Origin of the sequence: Hymenobacter psoromatis, from assembly GCF_020012125.1 — a bacterium.
Taxonomy (GTDB): domain Bacteria; phylum Bacteroidota; class Bacteroidia; order Cytophagales; family Hymenobacteraceae; genus Hymenobacter; species Hymenobacter psoromatis.
The window spans coordinates 1,175,840-1,200,431 of sequence record NZ_JAIFAG010000001.1 but is presented as its reverse complement, the minus strand read 5'-3'; the positions used below and the strand labels follow the sequence as shown (position 1 = coordinate 1,200,431).

The window sequence follows — 24,592 nt, the reverse complement described above, 5'->3', positions numbered from 1 at the left end:
TACTTAGTTAACTACTTAGAATACAGGGCCTTCGTCTGATGTAATTCAGACAGAATGATGCTGATTTCTGGTAGTAAAATTATGGCAATCAGCTTGTTAAGAGTAATAGAAAATTAACATTTTCTTGCCTAAAAGTATCTTCTTGAGTACTAACATCATGAAAAAACCCGTTAGGAAAACTAGTCTCCTAACGGGTTTTTCAAATAATAATGTTCTGTTTACTAGTTAGTTACCATCACGCGCTGGCTGAGGGTGGCTTGGCCGGCCGGCCGCACTACCAGCTGGTAAATTCCGGCCGCCACACCTACCAAGGGTAGCTGCAACTGGTTGTCGCCGGCTTGCAGGCGGGTATGCAGGCTCAATACGCGCTGGCCCAGGGGGTTAATCAGCTCCACACCGGCTTCCTGGGCGGTAGCCATATTCAGGCGCACGTTGAGGTTGCTGCCCTGGCTGGGGTTGGGGTACACGCTGAGGCCGGCGGCCGTGGCGGCCGCGCCGCTGCGAGCAGCTAATGGTGCCGCACTGGTCCAGTCGATTAGCTTGTCCTTAGTGATGATATCAGCATCAGTGTACAAGCTTTTGAGGAAGGCCACTGGCTGGTTGCGGATGTAGCTACCCTGCCAGGCGCAGAACCACGACCACCACGTAGCGTACCCGCGCTCCTGGTCGGGGTTCACCAGACTCTCGGTTTCGGTGAGGGCAATCAGCTTGTTGGGGGCCATGGCCTGCATCGCGGTCCAGTTGCCCGAGATGTTCACGTTGGGGTCGGGCGTCGCGCTGGATTGGTAGATGTCGTCGCCGGCTACGTCTACGTAGGCGTCGCCTGGGTACCAGGTCGGGTCGGGCATGGCGTTGGCGCAGTACACCCAAATCAGGTTGTGCAGGTGGTTGTGCACCGTCAGGCGGTTGTACAGGAGCTGCCAGAGCTGCTTGAACGCATCAGGGCCCTGGTTGCCCCACCAGAAGAACGTGCCGGGCGTTTCGTGTAGCGGCCGCCACAGCACCGGAATACCTGCCGCCTGGAATTTCTGGAGCTGCACAGAAATCAAGTCCATGTCGTGCAGCAGCAAGTGGTAGTTTACACTAGTTGTGTCGGCCAGAGCGGCCTTGAAGTTGAAGGCCGTATTGACGGTGTAAAAAGCCCCGCCTGGGTCACCGTTCGGGTTGGCGGAGGTCACGTTGTCGGCGGGCGCGCGCCAGTGCCAAATCAGGGCGGTGATGCCGCGACCATTGCCACTCGGGCTCCAGGTGAGGTAGCGCTCGGCGTCAGTAGCCGGCCCGTACTTCGCTACGGCTGCCGAGGCGTAGTTGAGCAGGTCCATGCTCACAATGGCCGGCTCCTTGCCGGTAGTAGCCAGCACGTACTTCACTTCCGAGCCACTGTTGCCATACTGGTCATCTTGCTGGCCCGATAGGGTTTTAGTACCGTATAAATCAACGAGATACGAGTGCAGCGCTTTGGCCGTGGGCGTGGCCAGCGGGTCGGTAAGCTGCTTAGGGGGTTTGGCGGGCAGCGACACCATAGTGGGGGTCAGCTGCACGTAGTCGATGCCATAATAGCCGTAGTTACCCCCGATAACAATCGTGTGCATGCCCACCGACAGCAGCACCTTCCCGCCATCGGCCGAGTTGAAGTCGGCCCCGCTGGTCGTGCCCGTGAAGGCCACCGTCGATTTCGAATCGTCTATCGTCACATTGGCCACTTTCGGGCCGTAGGGCGAGGTGTAACCGACAGTCACCTGGTAGAGCCCCGCCGTGGACAGGTTGAAGTTGATGCTCACGTTATCCGCGTCGCTGTTGGTGAAGCCCGTCACGAAGCCGGTGCCCGAAAAGCCGGTGGGAGTAGTGGCTACGGTTGTGGCACCCGCCCGGTCGCCAAGCTCGGCTTCGAGGCGATTGTTCACCAGGGGCACCAGGGTAACAACTACCGGCGTTAGCTCGATATAGTCAATGCCATAATAGCCTTGATTAGCGCTGATAACTACCTTGTTCTGACCAGCTACCAGCTGGTAGCCTCCCACCGAGGTAGAGGCGAAGGTTGCCGACACGGGCAGGCTCTTGCTGGCCGCAGGGGCGCTGTTGACCTGCACCGTCGTCAGGCGGGTAGTGCCGGGCGCAACGTAGCGAATGGTCAGGTTGTAGCGGCTGGCCTGCGCGGGAAACTTGAAGACGATGCTATCGCCGCCATTCGAGAAATCCTCCACGTAGCCGGTACCCATGTAGCCGGCGGTAGCGGTCGAGAGTGTGGGACCGTAGAGCAGGGCGCTCTCGGCTTCGAGGTGAATGGTGGTGGCCGCCTGGCCCCAGCCCCGGCCGGGCACCAACATAGCCAGCAGCAGCGCGAGCGCGGCTAGCCAGCGAGCAGGCAGTTGTGGAGTGGAAAAGTAAGAACTATACATAAGCATGCAACGTGTAGGTGGGATAAATTACTAAAGGCCAAGCCTTTCCGATTGGTAGAATCCGGCCATCGTTTTAGCCAGATACTTCAGTAAAAGTAATCTAATCAAAGCATTGGCGATAATAGAAATTTACCCTTTTCTTGCAATAAAATCCAATTGCCCTTGCCCAGCCCTACCCCCCTCCCCCGCCAGCAGGCCAAGTTTGGGCCGGCCCTGCAAGGCAAGCCGCTTATCAACCTGCGTATTCCCGATAATTACCCCTTCCAGAACCCCGCACTGGTGGCGCTACTACGGGCAAGGCTGGCCGGTTATCAGGGTCCCGAATGGGCTACTATAGGGTAACGCGCGCGCCCGTACTTTTGCTCCTTATGAAGTTTACCGTTACCCAGATTGCCCAGGTTGTGGGCGGCACCGTGGAGGGCGATTCCGCCGCTACCGTTTCGACCCTGGCCAAGATTGAGGAAGCCGGCCCCGGCGCGCTCGCCTTCCTGGCCAACGCGAAGTACGAGCCCTTCCTGTACACCACGCGCGCCACGGCCCTTATCGTGAGCCCCGAGCTGGTGCTGCGGCAGCCGGTAGGGGCCGCCCTCATCCGGGTAGCCGACCCATACTCGGCTTTTACCAAGCTACTCGAATTTTACCAGCAAACGACCCGCACGGGCCGGCGCGGCGTGGAACAGCCCAGCTTTCTGGGTGCGGGCTCCACTATTGGGGCCGGGCACTACCGGGGGGCATTTTCGTACATCGGCGAAAACTGCGTGCTGGGCGAGAACGTGCTGATTTTTCCGCACGCCTACGTCGGCGACCGGGTGCGCATCGGTGATAATTCCGTTATCCACGCCGGGGCCAGAGTTTATGCGGATACGGTTATCGGCCAGCGGTGCGTCATTAAGGCCGGGGCGGTGGTGGGCACCGACGGCTTCGGCTTCGCCCCGCAGCCCGATGGCTCTTATAAGGCCATTCCGCAGATTGGCAACGTGATGCTGGAAGACGACGTGAGCATCGGGGCCAATGCCACCGTGGACTGCGCCACAATGGGCAGCACGCTGGTGCGCCAGGGCGCTAAAATCGACAATCTGGTGCAGCTGGCCCACAACGTAGAGGTTGGGCGGCACACCGTTATCGCGGCCCAAACGGGAATTTCGGGTTCCTCCAAGGTAGGCGACTACTGCGTGCTGGCCGGGCAGGTAGGGCTGGTGGGCCACATTGTGCTGGCCAACCGCACCACCCTGGCCGCCCAAAGCGGCGTGCAGAAATCGGTGCGCGAGGAGGGGCAAGTACTCCAGGGCTACCCCGCCTTCAACCTCAAAGACAACCTACGGGCCGCCGCCGTGTACCGCCGCCTACCCGAATTGGAGCGCCGCCTCACTGCCCTCGAAAAAAACCCGCTAGCGCCGGATAAGATGTAGCTTTGCGGCGGCGTAATTGCTGATTGTTGATTGCTGATTATTGCTCGCTAACGGGATACTTACCCGCAGCCTGAGCTAGCCGGCCCATTTCCGGTTGAGAATAATCCAGCGATACCTATTGACAATCAACAATCAACAACCAACTAATGAACGATAAACAACACACGATTAAGGCTCCCGTCACGGTGCGGGGGGTAGGGCTGCACACCGGCGCGGAAGCCACCATGACGTTTTGCCCCGCCCCGGTGGGCCACGGCTACAAGTTTCAGCGCGTGGACCTGCCCGGTCAGCCCTTGGTAGATGCCGACGTAGACAACGTGGTGGACCTCTCGCGGGGCACGACCATTGAGCAGAACGGCGCGCGCGTGAACACCGTGGAGCACACGCTGGCCGCGCTGGTAGGCTTGCAGCTGGATAATGTACTTATTCAGCTCAGCGGCCCCGAGCCGCCGATTATGGACGGCTCGGCGGCTGAGTTTATCAAAGCCCTGCACACGGTGGGCTTCGAGGAGCAGAACGCGCGGCGCAACTACTACGAGATACCCGACACCATCCGCTACCTGGACAATGCGCGGGGCGTCGAAATCGCGGCCCTACCCCTGGCCGACTACCGCCTCACGGTGATGGTCGATTATAACTCGCCGGTGCTGGGCTCGCAGCACGCCACGCTCACCGACATTGCGCAGTTTGAGCACGAGATTGCCAGCTCGCGCACGTTTTGCTTTTTGCACGAGCTGGAGCACCTGTATAAGTCAAATTTGATTAAAGGCGGCGACCTCTCCAACGCCATCGTGGTAGTGGACCGCGTGGTGGGCGAGCACGAGCTGGACGAGCTGGCCGCCATGCTGGGCAAGCCCAAGGTATCGGTGAAGAAGGAAGGCATTCTCAACAACGTGGACCTACGCCACAAAAATGAGCCTGCCCGCCACAAGCTGCTCGACCTAGTGGGCGACTTGGCCCTCGTGGGCCGCCCGCTGAAGGGTCAGATTCTGGCCGCCCGCCCCGGCCACGCCGCCAACGTAGCCTTCGCCAAGCGCATCAAGAAGAAGATGCTAGAAGACCGCACCAGCCCCGTGCCGATGTACGACCCCGCCCGCGAGCCGGTGATGGACATCAACCGCATTATGCAGGTGCTACCCCACCGCTACCCCTTCCTGCTACTCGATAAGGTGATTCACCTGGATGCGACGTCGGTGACGGCCGTCAAGAATATCACGATGAATGAGCCCTTCTTTCAGGGCCACTTTCCGGGCAACCCCGTGATGCCCGGCGTAATGCAGATTGAGGCAATGGCCCAGACCGGCGGCATTCTGGTGATGAACACCGTGCCCGACCCCGAAAACTACTGGCAATATTTTCTGGGCATCGAAAATGCCCGCTTTCGCAAAAAAGTACTACCCGGCGATACCATCGTCTTTCACTGTCAGCTCACGGCCCCCATCAAGCGCGGTATCGCCAAGATGAAAGGCCAGGCGTTCGTCAACGGCAAGGTGGTGTGCGATGCCGAAATGAGTGCTGCCATCGTGCGAAAAGACAACGTATAATCATTTAACATTTATCAATCAACATTTAATAACTGTTCTGTTTGCTTTGCTTTCTGGACAATGCTGAATGTTTTTTTAAGAATTGTTAAATGTTAACTGTTAATTGTTAATTGAAGAAATGATTTCTCCCCTCGCCCATATCCACCCCGCTGCCCGGCTCGCGCCGGGAGTTATCGTTGAGCCGTTCACAACCATTTACGGCGACGTGGAGATTGGCGAAAACACCTGGATTGGGCCCAACGTGACAATAATGGACGGCGCGCGCATCGGGGCGCACTGCCAGATTTTTCCGGGGGCCGTGGTGTCGGGCGTTCCGCAGGATTTGAAGTTTGTGGGGGAGATAACTACGGCCCACGTGGGCGACTATACCGTGCTGCGCGAATGCGTGACCGTGAACCGCGGCACCGTGGACCGGGGCCGCACTGTGGTGGGCAGCCACTGCCTGCTGCAAGCCTACGTGCACATTGCCCACGACTGCCTGGTGGGCAACCACTGTGTGATTTCGAACGCCACCCAGATGGCGGGCCACGTGCAGGTGGGCGACTGGGCCATTATCGGAGGCACCTCAGCCATTCAGCAGTTTACCAACATCGGAGCGCACGCGTTCATTGCGGGGGGCTCACTGGTGCGCAAAGACGTGCCGCCCTTCGTGAAGGCCGCCCGCGAGCCGCTAACCTACGCGGGCGTGAACTCGGTGGGACTACGCCGACGTGGCTACAATGAGCAGCAGGTCAACGAAATACACGAGCTGTATCGCATCCTCTACCTCAGCGGCCTACCCCTGTTTGAAGCCCTGAACCGCATCGAAGCCGAACTACCCGCCTCGACCGAGCGCGAGCAAATGGTGACCTTTGTGCGGGCTGCTGCGCGTGGTATCATCAAGGGCCCCAGCCGCGGCGTGTTACCGGAAGAAGGACTGGATTAAGAGCCGCCGACGTTTGGCCTGCCAGCAGCCACTGACATTACGCAGGGGGTAGGAGCGCGATTTTTACAAATCGCGCTCCTACCCCCAAGCCGCTTTACCCACGGCGCGCCGTCACTTATTCATTCATTACTTCACCCGCAGGCTCAACATGGTTACGTCGTCGGCGAAGCGGTCGCCTTCGGTACTAAACTCGTGGATGCAGCGCAGCAATTCTTGGTGCAGGCCGGGCAGGGGTAGGTAGCGGTTGCGGGTGAGGGCACGCAGCACGCCGGCTTCGCCAAACTCTTCCTGTTGGGCATTGAAAACTTCCGTCAGGCCGTCGGTGTAGGCGAAGAGCAGCGAGCGGGGCGGCATGGTGGCCAGGCCCACCCGCAGCATGGGCAGCTCCTCCATAATGCCGAGCATGATGGTGCCGTCGTGCAGGAGGTGGGGCGGGCCGCAGTCGGGCAGCAGCAGCGGGTCGTTATGGCCGGCGTTCACGTATTCGAGCACCTGGGTGCGGCGGTCGTAGATGGCCAAAAAGGCGGTAATGAACTTCTCGCCGCCCGAGTTGCGAAACAGCAAATAATTCAGCTCGCGCACGGTGGTGGCCAGGTTGGCCTGCTGGCGCAACAGCGTGCGCAGCCCGGCCTGGAAATTGGACATCAGCAGCGAAGCCGGCACGCCCTTGCCGCTCACGTCGGCCACGCACACCAGCAGGCGGTACTGGTCAATTTCCACCACGTCGTAGTAGTCGCCGCCCACTTCGGTGTGGGGCTGGTAGGTAGCGTGCAGGGCGTAGTGCGCATTGTTGGGTAGTTTTTGCGGAAAAAGCAGCTGCTGCACTTGTTGCGCAATCTCGATTTCGCGGTGCCCAGCGGCCTCGGCCATCAGCAGGGTTTCGCGCTGGTGGGCGAGGCGCAGGTTGGCCACGGCTCCGAGTAGGATATTGCTCAGCGTTTCCAGAAACGCGAGGGCCTCGCGGCTGGCGTAGTCGCCCTGCATCGTGCCCACAAACACCAGCGCCTGCACCACCTCGCGCTGCCGCACCGGCACCAGCAACTCAAACTGCTGGCCGGTCGGTCCCAGGCCCAGCTCCCGCACCGGGCACGGCCCATCGGGGCAGAAGCGCGCCACCTCGGCCGGCGTGAAGCGCGCATCGGGGGGTAGGGCAGTGCTGAAGTTTATCTTCAGCTGGAACGCTCCTTCTTCCAGTACGTAGAGCGCCAGCCGCCGCACGCCCAGCTGCCCGATAAGCGTGAACTGGTATATTTTATACAGGTCAGCCTCGGCCGAGTCCTGGGTAATGGCCTGCGTGATTTCCAACAGCGCGCCCAGCTCGCGCTCCTTCAGAAAAAGGCGCTTTTCGAGACCCGCGACTTCAGCGGTTTGGGGCATAAAAGCAGAAAGGCTAGGTAGTGGTGGAAAAATAGGCAGGGCGGCTGGCAACCCAGCGGTAGCTACAATAATACGCCCGGCTGCCCAACTTCCGTACCACCGTTTCAGGTGAGCGGCGTTTTGGGGTCGAAAGCATCGCGCAGGCCGTTACCCAGCACGTTAAAGCTCAGTACTAATAAGCTGATGGCCAGGCCCGGCAGTGCCGTGAGCCACAGGCCGGCCTGGGTACCCAGCAGGTCGTAGCCCTCCTTCACCATGAGGCCCCAGCTGGGGGCGGGCGGCTGCACGCCCAGGCCCAGAAAGCTCAGGCCGGCTTCGAGCAGAATAGCGGCCGCGAAGTTACTGGTAGCCAGCACGATGAGCGGCCCGCGCAAGTTGGGTAGCAAGTGCACAAAAATCAGTCGGCTGGTGGGCAGCCCCAGCACCCGCCCGGCCTCGATGAACGTGGCCGAGCGCAGCCCCAGCACCTGCCCGCGCACTACCCGCGCCACATCCACCCACATCGTCAGGCCCACCGCCAAAAAGCTGACCCACACGCCCTTACTATCCAGCGCCAGCGAAATACCAATCACCAGCATAATGCCCGGAATGCTCCACACCACCGTCATCAACCCCAGCAAAATACTATCGAGCCAGCCGCCGAAGTAGCCGGCCACGGCCCCTACCCCCACCCCCAGCGCCAACGAGATGAGCACCGCCACCAGCCCGATGCCCAGCGAGATGCGCGTGCCCAGCAGCAGCCGGCTTAGCTCGTCGCGCCCGGCTTTGTCGGTGCCCAGCCAGTAGCGGCGGGTAGTAGTCCCTGGTTCCTGGCTCCTGGTTTTTGGGTTCGGGCTTGGGATAGCTACCTCGTCTTTGAGCTGCGGGGGGCGGCCGTGCAGCCACACCTCCAGGGCGTTGCCGGGGGGTAGGGCGTTCGGGTCGGGCCGCTGGCGGATGGCCGCCACGAAGCCGGGCGGCTGCTTTTGCAGCTGCACCAGGCCGTTGTTGGCATCAGGCGAGTTGTCGGGCAACACCCAATAGCCAAGCAGCGCTACCAGCGCGCACAGGCAAATGAAGCCCAGCCCGGCCACGGCGGGCTGATTGGCCCACAGGCGCTGGCGCACGTAGTAGCCGGGCGTGCGCGTTGGGGGCGGCACCACCACCGCCGAATCGAGGCCGCCGGGCACGGCCTCGGGGTCGTAGTCGACGGCGGCGGGGGTAGGCGCGGCGGCCACGGCTAGCGGGTATTGTGCTGCAATAGCCCTTCCTTGGAGGCCAGGTAGCTGGCATCCTGGCCCAGCGCCCCGAAGGAAGTCGGCTCGTAGGCCAGCTCGGTGTCGGGGTCGGGCCAGTAGTAGCGCACCAAGCCGCGCTCCAGCAGGCCGCCCAGCAGCGGCAGCAGCTCGGCGGGGGGCAGCCCGGTTTTCTCGCGTAAGACCCGAAAAGGGGTCACGAAATATAGCTCATCGAGCAGGTCAAATTCAGGGTCCGTCATGGTTCGCAAAAGTAGGAACGAAGCGCCCGTCATGGCGAGCAGCGCGAAGCAATGGCGGACGATTAATTTGCCAGCTTGCGCACTCGCAGGTAATCTAGCATGGCCTGGTTCACGGCCCCGTTCATGTTAGCGTTGGCCGGCTCGTAGGCGAGCGTGAGGGTTGTTATACCTTTTGGCAAATGCACCCGCACGGCGTTGGTGAAGCCCCAGTTGCCCCACTCATCCGCGCCGCGCTGCGGTAGCACGATGGTACCGAGCAGCGCAGGGCCATTACGCAGCGTGCGGATAGCGCACTTATTATTGGTATTGATGGGGCCGTTGCCGTTCGCGTAGCGAAAATCCAACACATAAATACCCGCCTCGGTCACCGTTACCGGAATGTGGATGACGGTATTCTTGCTGGTGCTTGTTTCTACGAAGCCCTTGCCGCTGAAGCCTTTGTAGGCGGAGGTGGCGGCCGGGGCTACGGTTTCGAGCTGCACCTCGGTAGTGGGTGCGGCCACCGCCAGCGGCTCGCTGGCGAAGGACTCCAGGCCCTGGTTATCAATGGCAATAACCTGATACTCGGCGTAGGCGGGACCACCGGCCGGTACGGCGTAGCTGAGCGCGCCGCTGGCGTTCACGGGCTGGCCGTTGCGCAGCACGCGGTACGTTTGGGCGTTTTGGACAGCCGGCCAATGCAGCTGACCGGCGGCGAAGGTGACTTGCGGCGTTTCGGGCGAAAAGGCGTTGGCGACGCGGTTGACCGCGGCCTTGGCCGGGGCTTGGCTGCTCAGCACAATGCGCAGCTGGTGGCGGCCGGTGAGCGTGGCCGGCACGGCCGCGCTGGGTAGGGCCTTTCCATCGAGGGTAATAGTTTTGATTTCATTACCAAAGCCTTGCAAATCAATATCCAGCACGGCTTTCCGATACTTGAAATTAGTAAGTTTGCGCGCGCCCTGAAACGCCCGTGGCACGAAGGGCCGGAACACTAGCCGGTCGGTTTCGTAGTGCATTCCGAACAAGATTTTATACACCAGCGCTAGGCTGCCCGACAGGCTCCAGAGCATATTGGAGGAATTAACCTGCGTACCCGCGAAGTCACCGTTACCGGCCACAAAGTTCTCTTTATCAGTCAAAAATAACGCCGCCGGGCGGTAGATAGCGGCAATGCTTTCCGTGAGCGAAGCCTCGTTGCCGACCTCGGCGGCAGCCAGTGCCCAGAAGCTCTGCACGAAGGGCCATACTGCGTCGTTGTGGTAGGGTGGGATACCCGGAATTTGGGGGTAAATGCACGAGATGCCGAAGGGCACGGTGGGCGTTTTGGCCACTACCGCGCGCGCCCTACCCCCCTCGGCCACGCCGAAATACACGCTCAGCGCCTCGCCCAGCGCCTCGGCCCGCGGCGAGCGCACCGGAAACAACCGGCCGTAGCGGTACTGCGCGTAGTAGCCCGCTTTTTCTTGCCACAGATGCTCGTTGATAGCGGCTTTTAGGCGAGCGGCCGTTTGCGCATGCTGCATGGCCACGGCGGCTTCGCCCAGCTGCCGGGCCATCAGCGCCAGCACGGTATTGGCCTGAAAATGAACGGCGTTAGTTCCCAGGTTTTCACTTTCGTAGATGTCGGCTGGCTGCATCCAGCGGGGGTAGGTCTGCTCGCGCCAGTCCAGAAACGACGACTCGCCCCGCGCCAAGCCAGTGGCGGGGTCGTACACATTCTGCGCATCATCGGCCAGCGAGCTTTTGATAATCGGGTACACCTTGCGCAACCAGCTTTCGTCGCCGGTCACCTTGTAAATTTCCCAGGCCGCCACCGCCCAGATAACCCGGTCGGTGGAGCAGGGGTAGGCCCCGCCCGTGCCCGTATCCTGAATGATGCGGCCCGCGGGCGACACCTTGCGCAAGAGGCTTTTCATGCCTACCCGCGGCTGCAACGTAGCCTGGGCCAAGATGATAGAATAGCTAACATCACGCGTCCAGACGCCCGCCCACTCCTTCCCTGTGCGGAAGGTGCTGTCGGGCTCCACGGCGCGGCGGGCCTCTTCCAGGGCCAGGTTGTAGAGCGCGTCGGCCAGCGGGTAGTCGGAGGTATACTGCGGAAAGTCGTTGGTAGTGAGGGTTTTCTGCCAGCACTGGGCGGTCGTTTTAGCGTCAGCAGGGGCGTTAAGCGTCACCTCGTAGATGCCATCGCCGTCGGGGTCATGCAGTTCCAGGTTTTTTTTGTTGGCCAAGTTGTCAAAATCCCAACTCAACGGGGCGGGCGCGCCGGCTACGAATACTCCCTTAAAATCTTGTTTATAAAGCTTTTCGCCTTTATATGTGGTATAAAAGCCCTGTTTTTGAAACGCCGCCAGTACGGGCCGCATATCGAGCCTGATTTTCAGCTGCGTGTTTGGGGCCAGGTAGGTAGCGGCCGGCACCGGCCGCGCATTCACCGAGCGCTGGCCAAACACGATAACCGGCGTTGCGAGCGTTGTGCCGGGCGCGGGGGGTAGGGCCAGGAAGGTATTATCTTGGCCGGGCGGCAGCTCGTTATCCTGGCCGTTGAGGCTGAATTTGAAGGTGATAAGCGGGCTCTGCGTCTCGTTGGCCGGGCTGCGGTAGTTCGAGGTCAGCTCGGTGGCCGACAGGGCGCGGGCGTGGTTAGTGCCCTGCGCCACGCTGTCGTGGTACAGCGAGTAAGCGTCGGAGTGCCACACGGCTTGCCCGGCGGTTTCGGCGGCATCGGGCTTAGCCTGGCAGCTGGCCAGCAGCAGGCCGCTGGTGAGCAACAGGGCGGCGACTTCGTAATTCATTTTTAGAGAAAATTATTACATACAAATCGGTTGTCATTGCGAGCCTGCGAAGCAATGACAACCGCATATTTACTCTATTCTACCATCATTCCCGCCGCGGCCAGCGCCCGCCAGAAGCTGGGGTAGGACTTGCGCACCACCTGCGGCTCGCGCACGACCAGCGGCCCGCGCATGGCCAGCGGCGCGAAGGCCATTGCCATGCGGTGGTCTTCGTACGTATCAATCTCCTGGCCCTCCACTTTAAACGCGCCCGGCTGCACCTCAAACACGCCGGGCGTAATCTCCGGCATGTCAGCCCCGAACTTGCGCAGCTCGGCTTGCAGGGCCGCGATACGGTCGGTTTCCTTGATGCGCAGGCTGTGCAGGCCGCGCAGGCGCAGTGGGCGGCCCAGGGCGGCGGCCACCACGGCCACGGTCTGGGCCAGGTCGGGGCAGTCGGTGAAATCGAGGCGCGGCGCGGCGGGGTCAAATAGTGCGGGCGCGACTTGCGAGAGGTGCGCGCCGCCGCCATTGGTCAGAAAATCAGTGGCTACCCCCAGCGGCCGCATCAGGTGCTGAATTACGTGGTCGCCCTGCCACGACCGTTGCCGCAGCCCCGGCAGCGTAATGGCCGAGCCGGGGGCTCCCAACGCCACCAGCGCGTACCAGTAGCTGGCCGCCGACCAGTCGCTCTCCACCGCGTAGTCGGCTGGGCGGTAGCCGCCGGGCGCTACCTCAATCACCTCGCCCGGCCCCTCGGTAGCCGTTGCCCCGAAGTGCCGCATCAGATTCAACGTCAAGCTAATATATGGCCGCGAGCCGATGTCGCCGGTTAGGCGCAGGCGCAGGCCGCCGGGCAGGATAGGCCCCACCATCAGCAGCGCCGAAATATACTGGCTGCTAATGTCGCCGCGTACTACCAGCTCGGCCGGCCCCGCCCCTACCCTACCCCCCCCGGTGAAGCGTAGCGGCGGATAGCCTTCCTTTTCAACGTACTCCATCCCAGCCCCGAGCGTGAGCAGCGCATCGACCAGAATGCCGATGGGCCGCTGCTTCATGCGGGCCGCGCCGGTGAGGGTGCCGCGCCAGCCGCTCACGGCCAGGTAGGCCGTCATAAAGCGCATCACGGTGCCAGCATCCTCGGCATCGAGCTGGTCGGTATCGGCGGCCTGGGTTAGCAGGCGCTGCATCAGCACGGTATCGTGGGCTTCGGAGAGGTTAGTGAGCGTGCCGCCGCCGGCCAGCCGCTGGAGCAGCAGGGCGCGGTTGGCTTCGCTCTTGGAGGCCGGCAGCTGGGCCGTGCCGCGCAGCGGCCCGCCTGGCCAGCGGAGGTTTTGAATGGTCATGGCAAAAGTGCGGGAAGCTTTAGCTTGCCGGATTATAAAATATTTCTACTAATTAGTTATTTTTTAACTACTTGCGGCACGCTGAAGCTTACATTACATTCCGATACGCCCGCAACGACGCGGCCACATCCGCCACGGTCACGGCCTGGTCGAAAATGCCGTGGCCCAACCCGCGCAGCAGCGTGCACTTAATCTCGTCGCCCCGGTTTTTCTTATCGTGCAGCGCGTAAGCGGCAATATCAGCCAGCTCGTCCTCAGCAAATTGCAGCCTTTCAAACGATGAGTTAACCACCTCTTCTACCTGGGCCAGCTCGGCGGCTGCGAGCAAGCCGCGCTGGGCCGAGAGCCAGCTTTCGCAGACCATGCCCGCCGCCACGGCTTCGCCGTGGCGCACGGCGCGGCCGGGCCGGGCCAGCAGGTAGCTTTCGAGGGCATGGCCCACGGTGTGGCCAAAGTTGAGCAGCTTGCGCGGGCCGCTTTCGTGCGGGTCCTGGGCCACAATGGCCTCTTTAATGGCCACCGAATGGCGGATGACAGGCGTCCAATCGGGCACGGCGGCCACGCGCAGGCCACGCAAGCCAGTAAAAGCCGCCGCGTCGGCAATTAGCGCGTGCTTGATAACCTCAGCGTAGCCCGAGCGCAGCTCGCCGGGCGGCAGCGTGGCCAAAAAGGCGGGCTCCATAAACACTGCTTCCGGCTCCTGAAACACGCCGATGTGGTTCTTAAAACCCTGAAAATCAACGCCCGTTTTGCCGCCCACGGCCGCATCGACCTGGGCCAGCAGGGTGGTGGGCACGCCCACGCAGCGCAGGCCGCGCTTGTAAGTGGCGGCGCAGAAGCCACCCAGGTCCGTCACTACCCCCCCGCCCAGGCATAGCAGCAGGGCGTGGCGGTCGGCGTGGTGTGCCGTTAGCCAGGCCCATACTTCCGTGCAAGTAGCCAGCGTTTTATGCGCTTCGCCGGCCGCGATGGTCAGCAGCTCGTGCGCCGGCAGGTGGGGGCGTAGGCGGGGGTAGCAGTCGCGGGCCGTGTTGGCATCGGCCAGCACAAATAGGCGGCTCGGCGGCGTTTGGCGCAGCAGCTCGGCCAGGGCGGGCAGGGCCGCAGGGCCAATGATAGGCGGGTTGTTCAAGGCAAAAACGGCGCGGGTGAGCTAAACAGTAAGCAGGTGCAAATAAACAGCGGGCCGGCCCAAGCATTTTTGGTGGTGCGCCGTGCAACGATTTTCGGCCGGCGGCGCTCTGTTAATAAGTATCCCGTGCGCTCCTTGCCTTCTCCCGGTTTCTTATGAACAGACTTTTGCTCTATGCGGCCCTGCTGGCTACGTCGCAGCTGGCAGCCGGCTGCCAGCACGACGCCGACATTCGGCCCGCCAACTACGACGAATTGGCGCTGGGTACCGGGCACTGGGAATGGGACTACACAGGCTACCAATCCGGCAAACGTGACCCTAGCACCGAGGGCTACCGCCGCCAGCTGGTATTTGGTGCAGGTGGGCAGCTGCTGCTGCGCCGCACCGGCCTATTGCTGCATCAAGGCAGCCAGCCCGACTACCGCACCACCTACCAGCTTTCGATGGGCACCTTGCCGCTCTGCGGCACCAGCCAGAAGAGCTTTCCCATTATCACGTACTCCACCAACGAGGAAAAGCTACCTAACAACGAACGCAGAACTTACTCTCTGGTCCAGCAAAACGGTCAGCAGGGGCTCTACATCACTGGCGAAGCGGCCTGCGGGGATGGTGGGGCATATGAGACGTACCACTGGGTTGCCGAATAACTACCGTCTCTACCCCCCCTCTTTTTATGAATAAGCTACTCTACGCCAGCCTCTTACTAGCCGCCAGCCTCGGCAGTTGCCGCCACGATAGTGACTCGCCCGCGCCCGCTGATGGGCTAGCGGGTAGCTGGCGGCTAACCAATATGATGTGCTACTGTGCCTACGACCCCAAAGTCGTAGAAATTCTTATCCTGAGTAGCGACCAGTAATTCCGCCTGACGCGCGACGGCCGCTTGGCCGCCCAGGGTACCTACGTTATTACCACGGGCTCAGCTTGCACCGGCGGCCCGGTGGAGCCCTACCTGCAACTCACCACGACGATGGGCGGCGTTGGCCCCAGCGGCGTTTACGGAATACAAAGCAACACGCTCAGCATCACGCAGTGCGTGGCGGTCGATGGCCCCGCCTACACCTACCAGCGCCAGTAGCGCCCTACCCCCACCTAGAGCCCCGGTCCCAGGTTCACCGGCCCGTCCACGGGGCGGCCGTTGAGCACTTCGGTCTGGCGGCGAATGCTTTCGATGTGGATGAGCTTGTAGAGCTCGCCCACGAAGTGCTCGTCGATATTCAGCTTTTTGCCCCACTCGGGGCGGGTTTTGAAAATTTCCTGCCAGCGTTCGAGCTGCAGAATCTTCACGTTATTCTCCTTCTTATACTCGGCCAGCTCCTGGATAAGGGCCATGCGCCGGGCCAGCATTTCGAGGATTTCGTGGTCGGCAGTGTCCATTTTCTGGCGCAGCTCCTCGGCCTTGTTGCGGTAGTCGGCGTTGTCGGAGCTGCGGTAGCGGTACTTCAGCTCGCTCAAAATCTCCTGCAACCGGGCGGGCGTCACCTGTTGGGCGGCATCGCTTAGGGCGTGGTCGGGGTCGGGGTGGGTTTCGATAATGAGGCCGTCGTAGTCGAGGTCGAGGGCCTTTTGGGCGATGGGCAGCAGCAAATCGCGCCGGCCGCCAATGTGGCTGGGGTCGTTGAGGAGCGGCAGTTTAGGGTAGCGCGTTTTCAGCTCAATGGGGATGGCCCAGGTGGGCTCATTGCGGTAGCGCGAGGGCGCAAACGTGCTGAACCCCCGGTGGATAGCTGCCAAATCGGTGATACCGGCCCGCTCCAGCCGCTCCAGCGCCCCAATCCAAAGCGCCAGGTCGGGGTTGACGGGATTCTTCACCATCACGGGCTTGCCGGTGCCGGCCAGCGCGTCGGCCAGCTCCTGCACGGCGAAGGGGTTAACGGTGGTGCGCGCCCCAATCCAGAGCACGTCGATGTCGTGCTTCAGGGCCTCCTCCACGTGCTTGGGGGTAGCCACTTCGATGCACATCGGCAGGCCCGTTTCCTGACGGGCGGCTTGCAGCCAGGGCAGCGCGGCGGTGCCGCGGCCCTCAAAGCCGCCGGGCTTGGTGCGCGGCTTCCAGATGCCAGCGCGGTACATATCGGCCTGGCCAGCGGCCTTCAGGGCGCGGGCCACGGTCAGGACCTGCTCCTCCGACTCGGCCGAGCAGGGGCCGGCGATGATGATGGGCTGGCCTTTGGCCGCCAGCAGGCGGGTGAAATAGGTAGGGGTAGCAGCGGTAGCGGGTTCCATGCGAGGGGTAGCGCGGGCTCGCTAGAGGCCGCGTGTGAGTCGGTTTGGGGCGCGAACTCACCGAGCCCGCGCCATTTTAGGACCTAAAAGTAACCTCTACCCCCCGAACGCGGTTTTACCGGAGCGCGTTATCTTCGCCCTACCCCCTTCGTCTCCCCTCACCCGCCCGTCCGTTTTTATGTCTGCTACTTCCGCCGTGCCCGCGCCGCCCGCAGCCCCTATCTCCTTCGAAGACACCCGCATTGCCTTCGAGGCGAAGACAGACGGCGAGTTGCGCCAGATGTATGCCCTGTTTGCGGCCATGAACAACGGCGGCCTGGTCAAAATGGGCAGCGGCCTCATGCAGTCGGCCCTGAAAATTGGCTTTCCGGGCACCAAGTTTCTCATCAAGCACAGTATTTTCAAGCAGTTTTGCGGCGGCGAAACTATCCAGGAGTGCAAGCCGGTAATTGCCGAGCTGGGCCGCTACCGCATCGGCACCATCCTAGACTATTCGGTGGAGGGCGCGGGCGACGACCGCAGCTTTGACCGCACCCGCGACGAGATTCTGGCTACCATTGCGCTGGCCGCCACCACGCCTAATATTCCGTTTTCGGTGTTTAAGGTGACGGGCCTTATGCCCACCATCTTGCTGGAAAAAACGCAGGCCGGCACCACCCTCAGCGCCGCCGAGCAGGCGGCTTTCGAGCGCGGCCAGGCGCGGCTCGACGCACTCTGTGCCAGTGCCCACCAGCACGGCGTGCGCCTGTTCGTGGACGCCGAGGAAAGCTGGTTTCAGCAAACCATCGACGACCTGGCCGAGGCCATGATGCGCCAGTACAACCAGGAGCGCGCCATCGTCTGGAACACGTACCAACTTTACCGCCACGACCGCCTGGAGGCCCTGCAAGCCGCCCACCAGCGCGCCGGCCAAGCCTACTACCTGGGCGTGAAGCTGGTGCGCGGGGCCTACATGGAGAAGGAGGCCCGCGTGGCCCGGCAGCGCGGCCTCGCTACCCCCATCAACCCCAGCAAGCAGGCCACCGACGACCTCTACGACGAGGCCCTGCGCTACTGCGTGCAGCATGTGGACCGCATCAGCCTGTGCGCGGGTACCCACAATGAAGCTAGCTCACTGCTGCTCACCCAGCTCATGGCCCAGGCCGGCCTACCCCCCCAGGACGAGCGGGTGTGGTTCGCGCAGCTCTATGGCATGAGCGACAATCTGAGCTATAACCTGGCCCACGCCGGCTACCACACCGCCAAATACGTGCCTTACGGCCCTGTAGAAGCCGTGATGCCTTACCTGCTGCGCCGCGCCAACGAGAACACGGCCATCGCGGGCCAGAGCAGCCGCGAGTTTTTGCTTATTCAGAAGGAGCTGCGTCGGCGATAAGGCCGGGGGTAGGGCGTGAGGGGCGCAAAATTTTCGGCTAGCGCGTGCGTTAGGGTGCAACGTCGGCGCGGTTTTTGGTCTCTTCCTTGGGGGAGAACCAGCCGGCGCGCCGCGTTCGCAGCCCACCGGGGCGGCTGGCAAACCGCTTTTGCGCTATCCTTCGTAAACTATAAAGCCGGGGCGTGGCCGCGTGGGTGCCCCGCATGCTCATTCTTAGCTTTTTCTATGATTACTCGCCTTCGCCAATATCTTATCCGCTACGCCCGTCAGCAGGCCGGCACGGTCAGCTACCTCACCTTGGTGCAGGAAGCTGAGCTAGGCCTCAACCTGGATATTTCGCACGAAAAATCGCGTCTGAACGAGATTCTGGCCGAAATCTCTACCGAAGAGCACGCGGCGGGGCGGCCGTTGCTTAGTTGCTTGGTGCGGGTACCAGGCTCGAAGGGACAAGGCGATAACTTTTACAAGCTTTGTGAGCGGCTGGGCATGGGCGAGTGGCGCAGCTTGAAACAAAATGAACAGTTTTTGAAGGACCTGATAAAAGATTGCCGCGAGTTCTGGCAGGAGGAGGCCAACTACGCACAATTTGCCCACTATGCCTTGTGAGGCGAACTGCCGCGCCGCGGCCCATCCTTTTTTACCAGAAGCCCCGGCCCAGCCGGGGCTTTTTTTGGCCTTTGCGCAGCTAGGTAGCATAAGCTGGCGCAACCCACGCCAGCCCTACCCCGTTAAGCTCAGCAGAAGCTAACCATTCCGGTACTGGCTTCATTTTGCTCAACTTTTCCCCCTTTTCCGATGAACACCAACGATGCGAATAACCCGATGAATTCTGGCACCGGCGCGGGCGCTAACTACGGTAGCAGCAACACGGGCACCGGCCTCGGCAACAGCGGTATCCTTAGCAACGAGAGTACGAGCTACGCGGCCGGCACCGACTACAGCAGCGCCAGCGGCGGCTCGACTTCTTCGGATGCTACCTCAATGGACGCCACTTCGAACTCGCCCATGTCTACGACTGCGGGCAGCTACAGCGAGGGTAGCACTACAAGCGGTATTTTCCGTGACCGTAGCAGCGCCGAGAAGGCGTACCAGTCACTACACGAGCGCGGTTACGGCAAAGACGACGTGAACCTGATGATGTCGGATGACACGCGCAAGAGCCAGTTCAACGACCAATACGATGCGCAGCGTACCGAGCTGGGCGACAAGGCAATGGAAGGTGCCGGCGTAGGCTCGGCCATCGGCGGTACGGCAGGTGCCATAATCGGTGCTATCGCGGCCATTGGCACGTCGGTAGCTCTGCCGGGCTTGGGCCTGATTATCGCGGGCCCACTGGCTGCCGCTTTGGCGGGTGCCGGCGCGGGTGGCCTCACGGGCGGTCTGGTTGGCGCGCTGGTAGGCTCGGGCATTCCCGAGGAGCACGCTGCTGAGTACGAGCAGGGTATCAAGAACGGTGGTATTGTGATGGGCGTAAAGCCCCGCAACGCCGAGGATGCCCAGTATTTTGAAGAGCAGTTCAAGAACAGCAATGCTGACAAGGTATACCGCTACTAAGTAGCTGACAGCCTTTACTTAGAGGAAAGCCTCTCCCGCCTGGGAGAGGCTTTTTTGGATGCGGCTACCGCAGCCGTGGCATCGCGGACGCGCACCCGACGAGTGAACCAAGAATAAGTGGTGGCCCTACCCAACGGTTTGCAGCTCCTACTTACTTATGCCTGAATGACATGGCGGTGGGGTCCGTTTTATTTTCAATAATGAATTATCGATGAAGGCTTTAGCTATTTGCTTTTGAAGCTCCGTGCGTGCAACCATTCTGAAGTAAAACGGTTTTTGCACGGAGCGCAGCCTGAGCAGTCGGCTGGATAATCAATATTGAGTGCATGTGCCTAGCATAGGCCGGGCAATAGCTTGTGATATAATATGTGGATAGTAAGACTAGCGCTGGCGCGGCCCTACACCTTCGTGGTGATGGCGCTGCTGATTCTCATTGGCGGGGTTCTCACGATTCAGCGCATGGCGGTGGACATCTTCCCCGACATCCCGATTCCGGTGGTGGGCATCGTGTGGACGTATGCCGGCATTGCACCCGAGGAGATGAATCAGCGCGTGGTGGTGCCCGTGGAGCGCGCCATTACCACAACCGTAAGTAACGTGGAACACCAAGAGAGCCAGAGCCTAAAAGGCATCGGGCTGATAAAGGTGTTCTTTCAGCCCGGCACCAACCCCGACGGGGGGGTAGCGCAGCTCACGGCCATTTGCCAGACGCTGCTGCGAGTGCTGCCGCCGGGCATTACGCCGCCGCTTATCATCCGCTACTCGGCTTCTAACGTGCCGATTGCGCAGACTTCACTCAGTTCGGAAACGCTGGGTGAGTCAGACCTCTTCGACGCGGCCAATGCCTTCATCCGGCCGGGGCTGGCGGTGGTGCAGGGGGCTTCGGTGCTACTGCCCAATGGCGGCAAGCCCAAGCAGATAATGGTGGACCTCGACCCACAGAAGCTGGCCGGCAAAGGCCTGAGCGCTGACGATGTGGTAAACACTCTCACGAGCCAGAACATCATCATTCCGGCCGGCTCGGCCAAGATTGGCACCCGCGAGTACGACGTGAAGCTGAATTCCAGTCCCGAGGCCGTAGCGACGCTCAATGACCTGCCCATCAAGACGGTAAACGGCGTGACGACTTACATCCGCGACGTGGCTTTCGTGCACGAGGGCGCGGCAGTGCAGCAAAATATCGTGCGCCAGAATGGGCGGCGCACGGCTATTATTCCTATTTTGAAGAGTGGCGCGGCCTCCACGCTGGCCGTTATCGACCAGATTAAAAAAGCGCTGCCTAATATTCAGGCTAACGCGCCGCCCGGCCTGAATATCAAGCTGTTGTTTGACCAGTCGTTTTTTGTGCGGGCCAGTATTAAGGGCGTCATTATTGAGGCCAGCATTGCGGCGGCACTCACGGCGCTCATGATTCTGCTGTTTCTGGGCTCGTGGCGCTCCACGCTGATTATTGCTATCAGCATTCCGCTTTCTATTCTGGTCAGCATTATCGTGATGAATATTCTGGGTCAGACCCTGAATATTATGACCTTGGGCGGCCTCTCACTAGCGGTAGGCATTCTGGTGGACGATGCGACGGTGGAAATCGAGAATATTCACCGCAACATGGGCCAGAAAAAACTGCTTCGGCGTAGCATTCTGGACGGCGCGCAGCAGATTGCGACGCCCGCGCTGGTGGCTACCCTCTCGATTTGCATCGTGTTCGTGCCGGTGTTCTTTCTGGGAGGGGTAGCGTCGGCCATCTTCGCGCCGCTGGCCACGGCCGTAATTTTTGCCATGTTGGCCTCGTATATCCTGAGCCGGACGCTGGTACCCACAATGGTTATGTACTTGCTGCGCAAGGAATTGCCCATCTACCACGCCCAGGCCGAAGAAGAAGTACCGAGCGCGCACTTCCGCAACGGCCGCGAGGTGACGCAGGGCGAGCGCGACTTGGCCCGCCTGCACCGCGAGCAGTTTGAGCGCGAGCATCCCAGTGGCTCGGCTGAGGAAGAAGCCGAGCAGGGCATTACCGACGACGAGCGCCGGGCCGGCAAAGCCATTACTAAGACCTGGGTGTGGCGCATTCACGAGGGCTTTGAGCATGGGTTCGAGAAATTTCGGCACGGCTACGCTGGGGCGCTGGCCTGGGCGCTGGGCCATCGGGGCCTGGTAGTGAGTGCGTTCGTAGTACTGTTCGTGGGCTCGCTGGGGCTGTTTCCGTTGATTGGCGAGAATTTTTTCCCGACCGTGGATGCCGGCCAGCTGCGCCTGCACGTGCGGGTGCCTACCGGCACGCGGGTCGAGGAAACGGAGCGGCGCTTCCGGCAGGTAGAAGGCGTTATCCGGCAGGTGATTCCGGCTAAGGAGCTGGATTTGGTGCTGGATAATATTGGCTTGCCGGTGGTACCCATCAACTTGCTGCTGAGCGATAACCCGACCATTGGGGCCGGCGACGGCGAGATACTGGTGAGCATGAAGGAAAACCACGGCCCCACGGCTGGCTACATCGACCAGATTCGCCGGCAGTTGCACCGGCAGTTTCCGGACCTGATTGTGTTCTTTCAGCCGGCCGACATCGTGAACCAAACCCTAAACTTTGGCTTGCCTGCCCCCATTGATATTCAGGTGACGGGCCGCGACAAGGCCGTAAACCAGCGAGTAGCAGGCGAGCTTAATAAGCGCATTAAGAATATTTCGGGGGTAGTCGATGCCTTTGTGTACCAAGCCTTTGACCAGCCCCAGCTGCGGCTCGACGTGGACCGGGTGCGGGCGCAGCAGGCGGGCCTGGCTCAGCGCGACATTGCTAACAACCTGCTCGTGAACCTGAGCAGCAGCACCCAGACCAACCCTAACCAGTGGCTGAACCCGCAGAACGGCGTGAACTACACCGTGGCCGTGCAGACGCCGCCTAGCCAACTCGCCAACCTGAACGAGGTTGGTAATATCACCGTGACTGGTCCTGGCCAGCCTACTCCCCAGCTGCTGACCAGCTTTGCACGGGTGCGCCGCACCGAAACAACGGCCGTAGCCTCGGACTATAATATTCAGCGCACCGTGGACGTGTATGCCAGCGTGAGCGGCCGCGACCTGGGCGGCGTGAGCAAGGACATTCGCAAAATCCTGGATGAGGCCCGCAAGAAGCTGCCCAAGGGCACGACTATCGTGATGCGCGGGCAGGTAGAGTCCATGCGCACGTCGTTTATCGGGCTGGGGCTAGGGCTGGCGGGCGCTATCGTACTGGTTTATTTGCTGATGGCCGTTAATTTTCAGAGCTGGCTCGACCCGCTCATCATCATCACGGCGCTGCCGGGCGCGCTGGCGGGCATTCTCTGGATGCTGTTTGTGACCCAGACTACGCTGAGCGTACCGGCCCTGATGGGCGCCATTATGTGCATTGGGGTGGCCACGGCCAACTCGATTCTGCTCGTCACTTTCGCCAACGAGCGGCGCGAGGAAGAGCCTGACCTGAGCCCGCTCGACGCGGCCCTCGACGCGGGCTTTACCCGCCTGCGGCCGGTGCTGATGACGGCCCTGGCCATGATTATCGGCTTGCTACCCATGTCATTGGGCCTGGGCGAAGGCGGTGAGCAGAACGCCCCGCTGGGCCGCGCCGTAATTGGCGGGCTGATGCTGGCAACTGTTACAACGCTGTTTTTCGTGCCGATTATGTTTTCCTATTTGAAGAAAAAGGAAGAAGCTGCGGAACCCGTGATGGCCGAAGCCGAAACGGAGGCCCAGCCAGCGTAAGGCACGGCACCGAGCTCAGCACCAGGGCCATCGGTGCCGCTGGCGCACCACACCTTTTAGTTTGCTCAACCACGGGCGGGCACCAGTCCCGCCCCCCGCTTATGTCTGATTCTCCTGCCGCCTCCGGCGGTACCGGCCGCTTTTGGCTGCTGATGCTCATTTTGCTCGCCGTCTTCGGTGGCTTGTTTCTGGTGGGCTTCCTACCCCGCCTGCGGCACGATAAGGCCCGCGATGACGAGGCGCAAACCCAGGCCACAGCCAAGCCCGTGGTAACGGTGCAGCCCGCCAAAGCCGCGCCCGACACTACTACCCTTACCTTGCCCGCCGACCTGCGCTCGAACCACGAAACGTTCGTATTTGCCCGAGTTAACGGCTTTGTGCAGAGCTGGGCCAGCGACATCGGCCAGCACGTGCGCAAGGGCCAAGTGCTGGCCACCATTGCTACCCCCGAGCTGGACCAGCAGATAGCGCAGGCCCAGGCCAACCTGGCGCTGGCCCGCACCTCGTTTGGCCGCCTCACCAGCGTGACACTGCCAGGCGCTGTATCGCAGCAGGAAGTAGATGCCGGCCGGGCGCAGTTTGCGGGCCAGCAGGCCGCCGTGAAGCAGTTGCAGGCCCAGCGGGCGTTCCGGCAGGTGCTCGCGCCCTTCAGCGGCACCGTGACGCAGCGCAACGTGGACGTGGGCAACCTCGTGACGGGTGGCAATGCCACCGGCTCGCAGCTCTTCAAGGTAGAGCAGACCGACACGCTGCGCGCCTTTGTGGATGTGCCGCAGAACTACGTGCCGGGCATTCGGCGCGGGATGCATGCCGACGTGCTGGTGCCGGAGTTTCCGACCCGGCCGTTTGAAGGCCACGTGGCGCGTGACGCCGAAGCCCTTGATGACCAGACCCGTACCCTCCGCACGGAGGTGCTGCTCGCCAACCGTAGCCAGCCGCTACTGCGGCCCGGCATCTACGGGCAGGTGCGCTTCCGCCTACCCCAGACGTCGCCGAGCGTACTCATTTCGGCCAACGCGCTGGTGCCGGGCATCGACCCTAAAGTGGCGGAGGTGCGCAAGGGCAAAATTCATTACCAGCCCCTGGTGCTAGGCCGCGACTTTGGTTCGACTCTCGAAGTAACCCAAGGCCTGAAAGGTGGCGAGCTACTGGTCATTAACCCCGCCGAAACCCTAACTGAGGGCTTGGCCGTGACGACGAAAGCCGCGCCCAAGCCCGCTAAGCCTGCCGGCCCGCCGCCCCCCAAGCCCCGCCCCAACGACCCCGACGCGCCGCGCGTATCGTCGCCGGTAGCGAAGTAAAACCATTTTCTGTCCTTGCGAGCGCAACGAAGGGGAGCGCGGCAATCC

The 24,592-nt window shown here is 61.5% G+C and carries 20 protein-coding genes; 12 read left to right on the top strand and 8 right to left on the bottom strand.

The window, feature by feature from the left end:
- Nucleotides 1–221: 221 nt before the first annotated feature.
- Complete coding sequence (locus LC531_RS05160) at nucleotides 222–2,399, bottom strand: glycosyl hydrolase (RefSeq protein WP_223649244.1); 2,178 nt, start codon at nucleotides 2,397–2,399, stop codon at nucleotides 222–224.
- 162 nt (nucleotides 2,400–2,561) lie between these two features.
- Here LC531_RS05160 and LC531_RS05155 point away from each other — a divergent pair, with 162 nt between their 5' ends.
- The 4 genes from LC531_RS05155 (at nucleotide 2,562) to lpxA (ending at nucleotide 6,277) form a co-directional block, all read left to right on the top strand.
- Nucleotides 2,562–2,741 carry a hypothetical protein gene (locus tag LC531_RS05155; protein WP_223649243.1) on the top strand — a complete coding sequence of 60 codons (180 nt, stop codon included), beginning with the start codon at nucleotides 2,562–2,564 and terminating at the stop codon, nucleotides 2,739–2,741.
- Between the two features lie 26 nt (nucleotides 2,742–2,767).
- A complete protein-coding gene (lpxD, locus tag LC531_RS05150) occupies nucleotides 2,768–3,808 on the top strand; it encodes a UDP-3-O-(3-hydroxymyristoyl)glucosamine N-acyltransferase (RefSeq protein WP_223649242.1) in 1,041 nt (346 codons plus the stop codon).
- Between the two features lie 146 nt (nucleotides 3,809–3,954).
- Nucleotides 3,955–5,352 (top strand): bifunctional UDP-3-O-[3-hydroxymyristoyl] N-acetylglucosamine deacetylase/3-hydroxyacyl-ACP dehydratase, encoded by a 1,398-nt coding sequence (locus tag LC531_RS05145; protein WP_223649241.1) that lies wholly within the window; start codon nucleotides 3,955–3,957, stop codon nucleotides 5,350–5,352.
- A gap of 118 nt (nucleotides 5,353–5,470) precedes the next feature.
- Nucleotides 5,471–6,277, top strand: coding sequence for an acyl-ACP--UDP-N-acetylglucosamine O-acyltransferase (lpxA, locus tag LC531_RS05140; RefSeq protein WP_223649240.1), 807 nt, complete (start codon nucleotides 5,471–5,473; stop codon nucleotides 6,275–6,277).
- 126 nt (nucleotides 6,278–6,403) lie between these two features.
- Here lpxA and LC531_RS05135 read toward each other — a convergent pair whose 3' ends face one another.
- The 6 genes from LC531_RS05135 to aroB all read right to left on the bottom strand — a co-directional run bounded on the left by LC531_RS05135 (nucleotide 6,404) and on the right by aroB (nucleotide 14,362).
- The gene (locus LC531_RS05135) at nucleotides 6,404–7,654 is read right to left on the bottom strand and encodes a PP2C family protein-serine/threonine phosphatase (RefSeq protein WP_223649239.1); all 1,251 of its coding nucleotides are present in this window, start codon (nucleotides 7,652–7,654) and stop codon (nucleotides 6,404–6,406) included.
- Between the two features lie 104 nt (nucleotides 7,655–7,758).
- Nucleotides 7,759–8,871, bottom strand: a complete 1,113-nt coding sequence (locus tag LC531_RS05130) for an ABC transporter permease (protein ID WP_223649238.1) — start codon at nucleotides 8,869–8,871, stop codon at nucleotides 7,759–7,761.
- Between the two features lie 2 nt (nucleotides 8,872–8,873).
- Nucleotides 8,874–9,131, bottom strand: coding sequence for a hypothetical protein (locus tag LC531_RS05125; RefSeq protein WP_223649237.1), 258 nt, complete (start codon nucleotides 9,129–9,131; stop codon nucleotides 8,874–8,876).
- A gap of 62 nt (nucleotides 9,132–9,193) precedes the next feature.
- Nucleotides 9,194–11,905, bottom strand: coding sequence for an alpha-L-rhamnosidase-related protein (locus LC531_RS05120; protein ID WP_223649236.1), 2,712 nt, complete (start codon nucleotides 11,903–11,905; stop codon nucleotides 9,194–9,196).
- A 74-nt stretch (nucleotides 11,906–11,979) separates the two neighbouring features.
- The gene (locus LC531_RS05115) at nucleotides 11,980–13,230 is read right to left on the bottom strand and encodes a 3-phosphoshikimate 1-carboxyvinyltransferase (protein ID WP_223649235.1); all 1,251 of its coding nucleotides are present in this window, start codon (nucleotides 13,228–13,230) and stop codon (nucleotides 11,980–11,982) included.
- A gap of 88 nt (nucleotides 13,231–13,318) precedes the next feature.
- The gene (aroB, locus tag LC531_RS05110; protein ID WP_223649234.1) at nucleotides 13,319–14,362 is read right to left on the bottom strand and encodes a 3-dehydroquinate synthase; all 1,044 of its coding nucleotides are present in this window, start codon (nucleotides 14,360–14,362) and stop codon (nucleotides 13,319–13,321) included.
- 155 nt (nucleotides 14,363–14,517) lie between these two features.
- On the opposite strand from aroB, the gene LC531_RS05105 reads away from it, so the two are divergent.
- The 3 genes from LC531_RS05105 to LC531_RS05095 are packed head-to-tail and all read left to right on the top strand — an operon-like array spanning nucleotide 14,518 to nucleotide 15,437.
- Complete coding sequence (locus tag LC531_RS05105; protein ID WP_223649233.1) at nucleotides 14,518–15,009, top strand: hypothetical protein; 492 nt, start codon at nucleotides 14,518–14,520, stop codon at nucleotides 15,007–15,009.
- A 26-nt stretch (nucleotides 15,010–15,035) separates the two neighbouring features.
- Nucleotides 15,036–15,218 carry a hypothetical protein gene (locus LC531_RS05100; RefSeq protein ID WP_223649232.1) on the top strand — a complete coding sequence of 61 codons (183 nt, stop codon included), beginning with the start codon at nucleotides 15,036–15,038 and terminating at the stop codon, nucleotides 15,216–15,218.
- A gap of 24 nt (nucleotides 15,219–15,242) precedes the next feature.
- On the top strand, nucleotides 15,243–15,437 hold the full coding sequence (locus tag LC531_RS05095; protein WP_223649231.1) for a hypothetical protein: 195 nt from the start codon (nucleotides 15,243–15,245) through the stop codon (nucleotides 15,435–15,437).
- 14 nt (nucleotides 15,438–15,451) lie between these two features.
- Here LC531_RS05095 and LC531_RS05090 read toward each other — a convergent pair whose 3' ends face one another.
- Complete coding sequence (locus LC531_RS05090) at nucleotides 15,452–16,585, bottom strand: chorismate mutase (protein ID WP_223649230.1); 1,134 nt, start codon at nucleotides 16,583–16,585, stop codon at nucleotides 15,452–15,454.
- Nucleotides 16,586–16,763: 178 nt separating this feature from the next.
- On the opposite strand from LC531_RS05090, the gene LC531_RS05085 reads away from it, so the two are divergent.
- The 5 genes from LC531_RS05085 to LC531_RS05065 all read left to right on the top strand — a co-directional run bounded on the left by LC531_RS05085 (nucleotide 16,764) and on the right by LC531_RS05065 (nucleotide 24,544).
- Nucleotides 16,764–17,960, top strand: a complete 1,197-nt coding sequence (locus LC531_RS05085; protein ID WP_223649229.1) for a proline dehydrogenase family protein — start codon at nucleotides 16,764–16,766, stop codon at nucleotides 17,958–17,960.
- A 225-nt stretch (nucleotides 17,961–18,185) separates the two neighbouring features.
- Nucleotides 18,186–18,566, top strand: coding sequence for a hypothetical protein (locus tag LC531_RS05080; protein ID WP_223649228.1), 381 nt, complete (start codon nucleotides 18,186–18,188; stop codon nucleotides 18,564–18,566).
- Between the two features lie 189 nt (nucleotides 18,567–18,755).
- Complete coding sequence (locus LC531_RS05075; protein ID WP_332874849.1) at nucleotides 18,756–19,514, top strand: hypothetical protein; 759 nt, start codon at nucleotides 18,756–18,758, stop codon at nucleotides 19,512–19,514.
- 366 nt (nucleotides 19,515–19,880) lie between these two features.
- Complete coding sequence (locus tag LC531_RS05070; RefSeq protein ID WP_223649227.1) at nucleotides 19,881–23,243, top strand: efflux RND transporter permease subunit; 3,363 nt, start codon at nucleotides 19,881–19,883, stop codon at nucleotides 23,241–23,243.
- A 101-nt stretch (nucleotides 23,244–23,344) separates the two neighbouring features.
- Nucleotides 23,345–24,544 carry an efflux RND transporter periplasmic adaptor subunit gene (locus tag LC531_RS05065; protein WP_223649226.1) on the top strand — a complete coding sequence of 400 codons (1,200 nt, stop codon included), beginning with the start codon at nucleotides 23,345–23,347 and terminating at the stop codon, nucleotides 24,542–24,544.
- Nucleotides 24,545–24,592 lie beyond the last annotated feature (48 nt).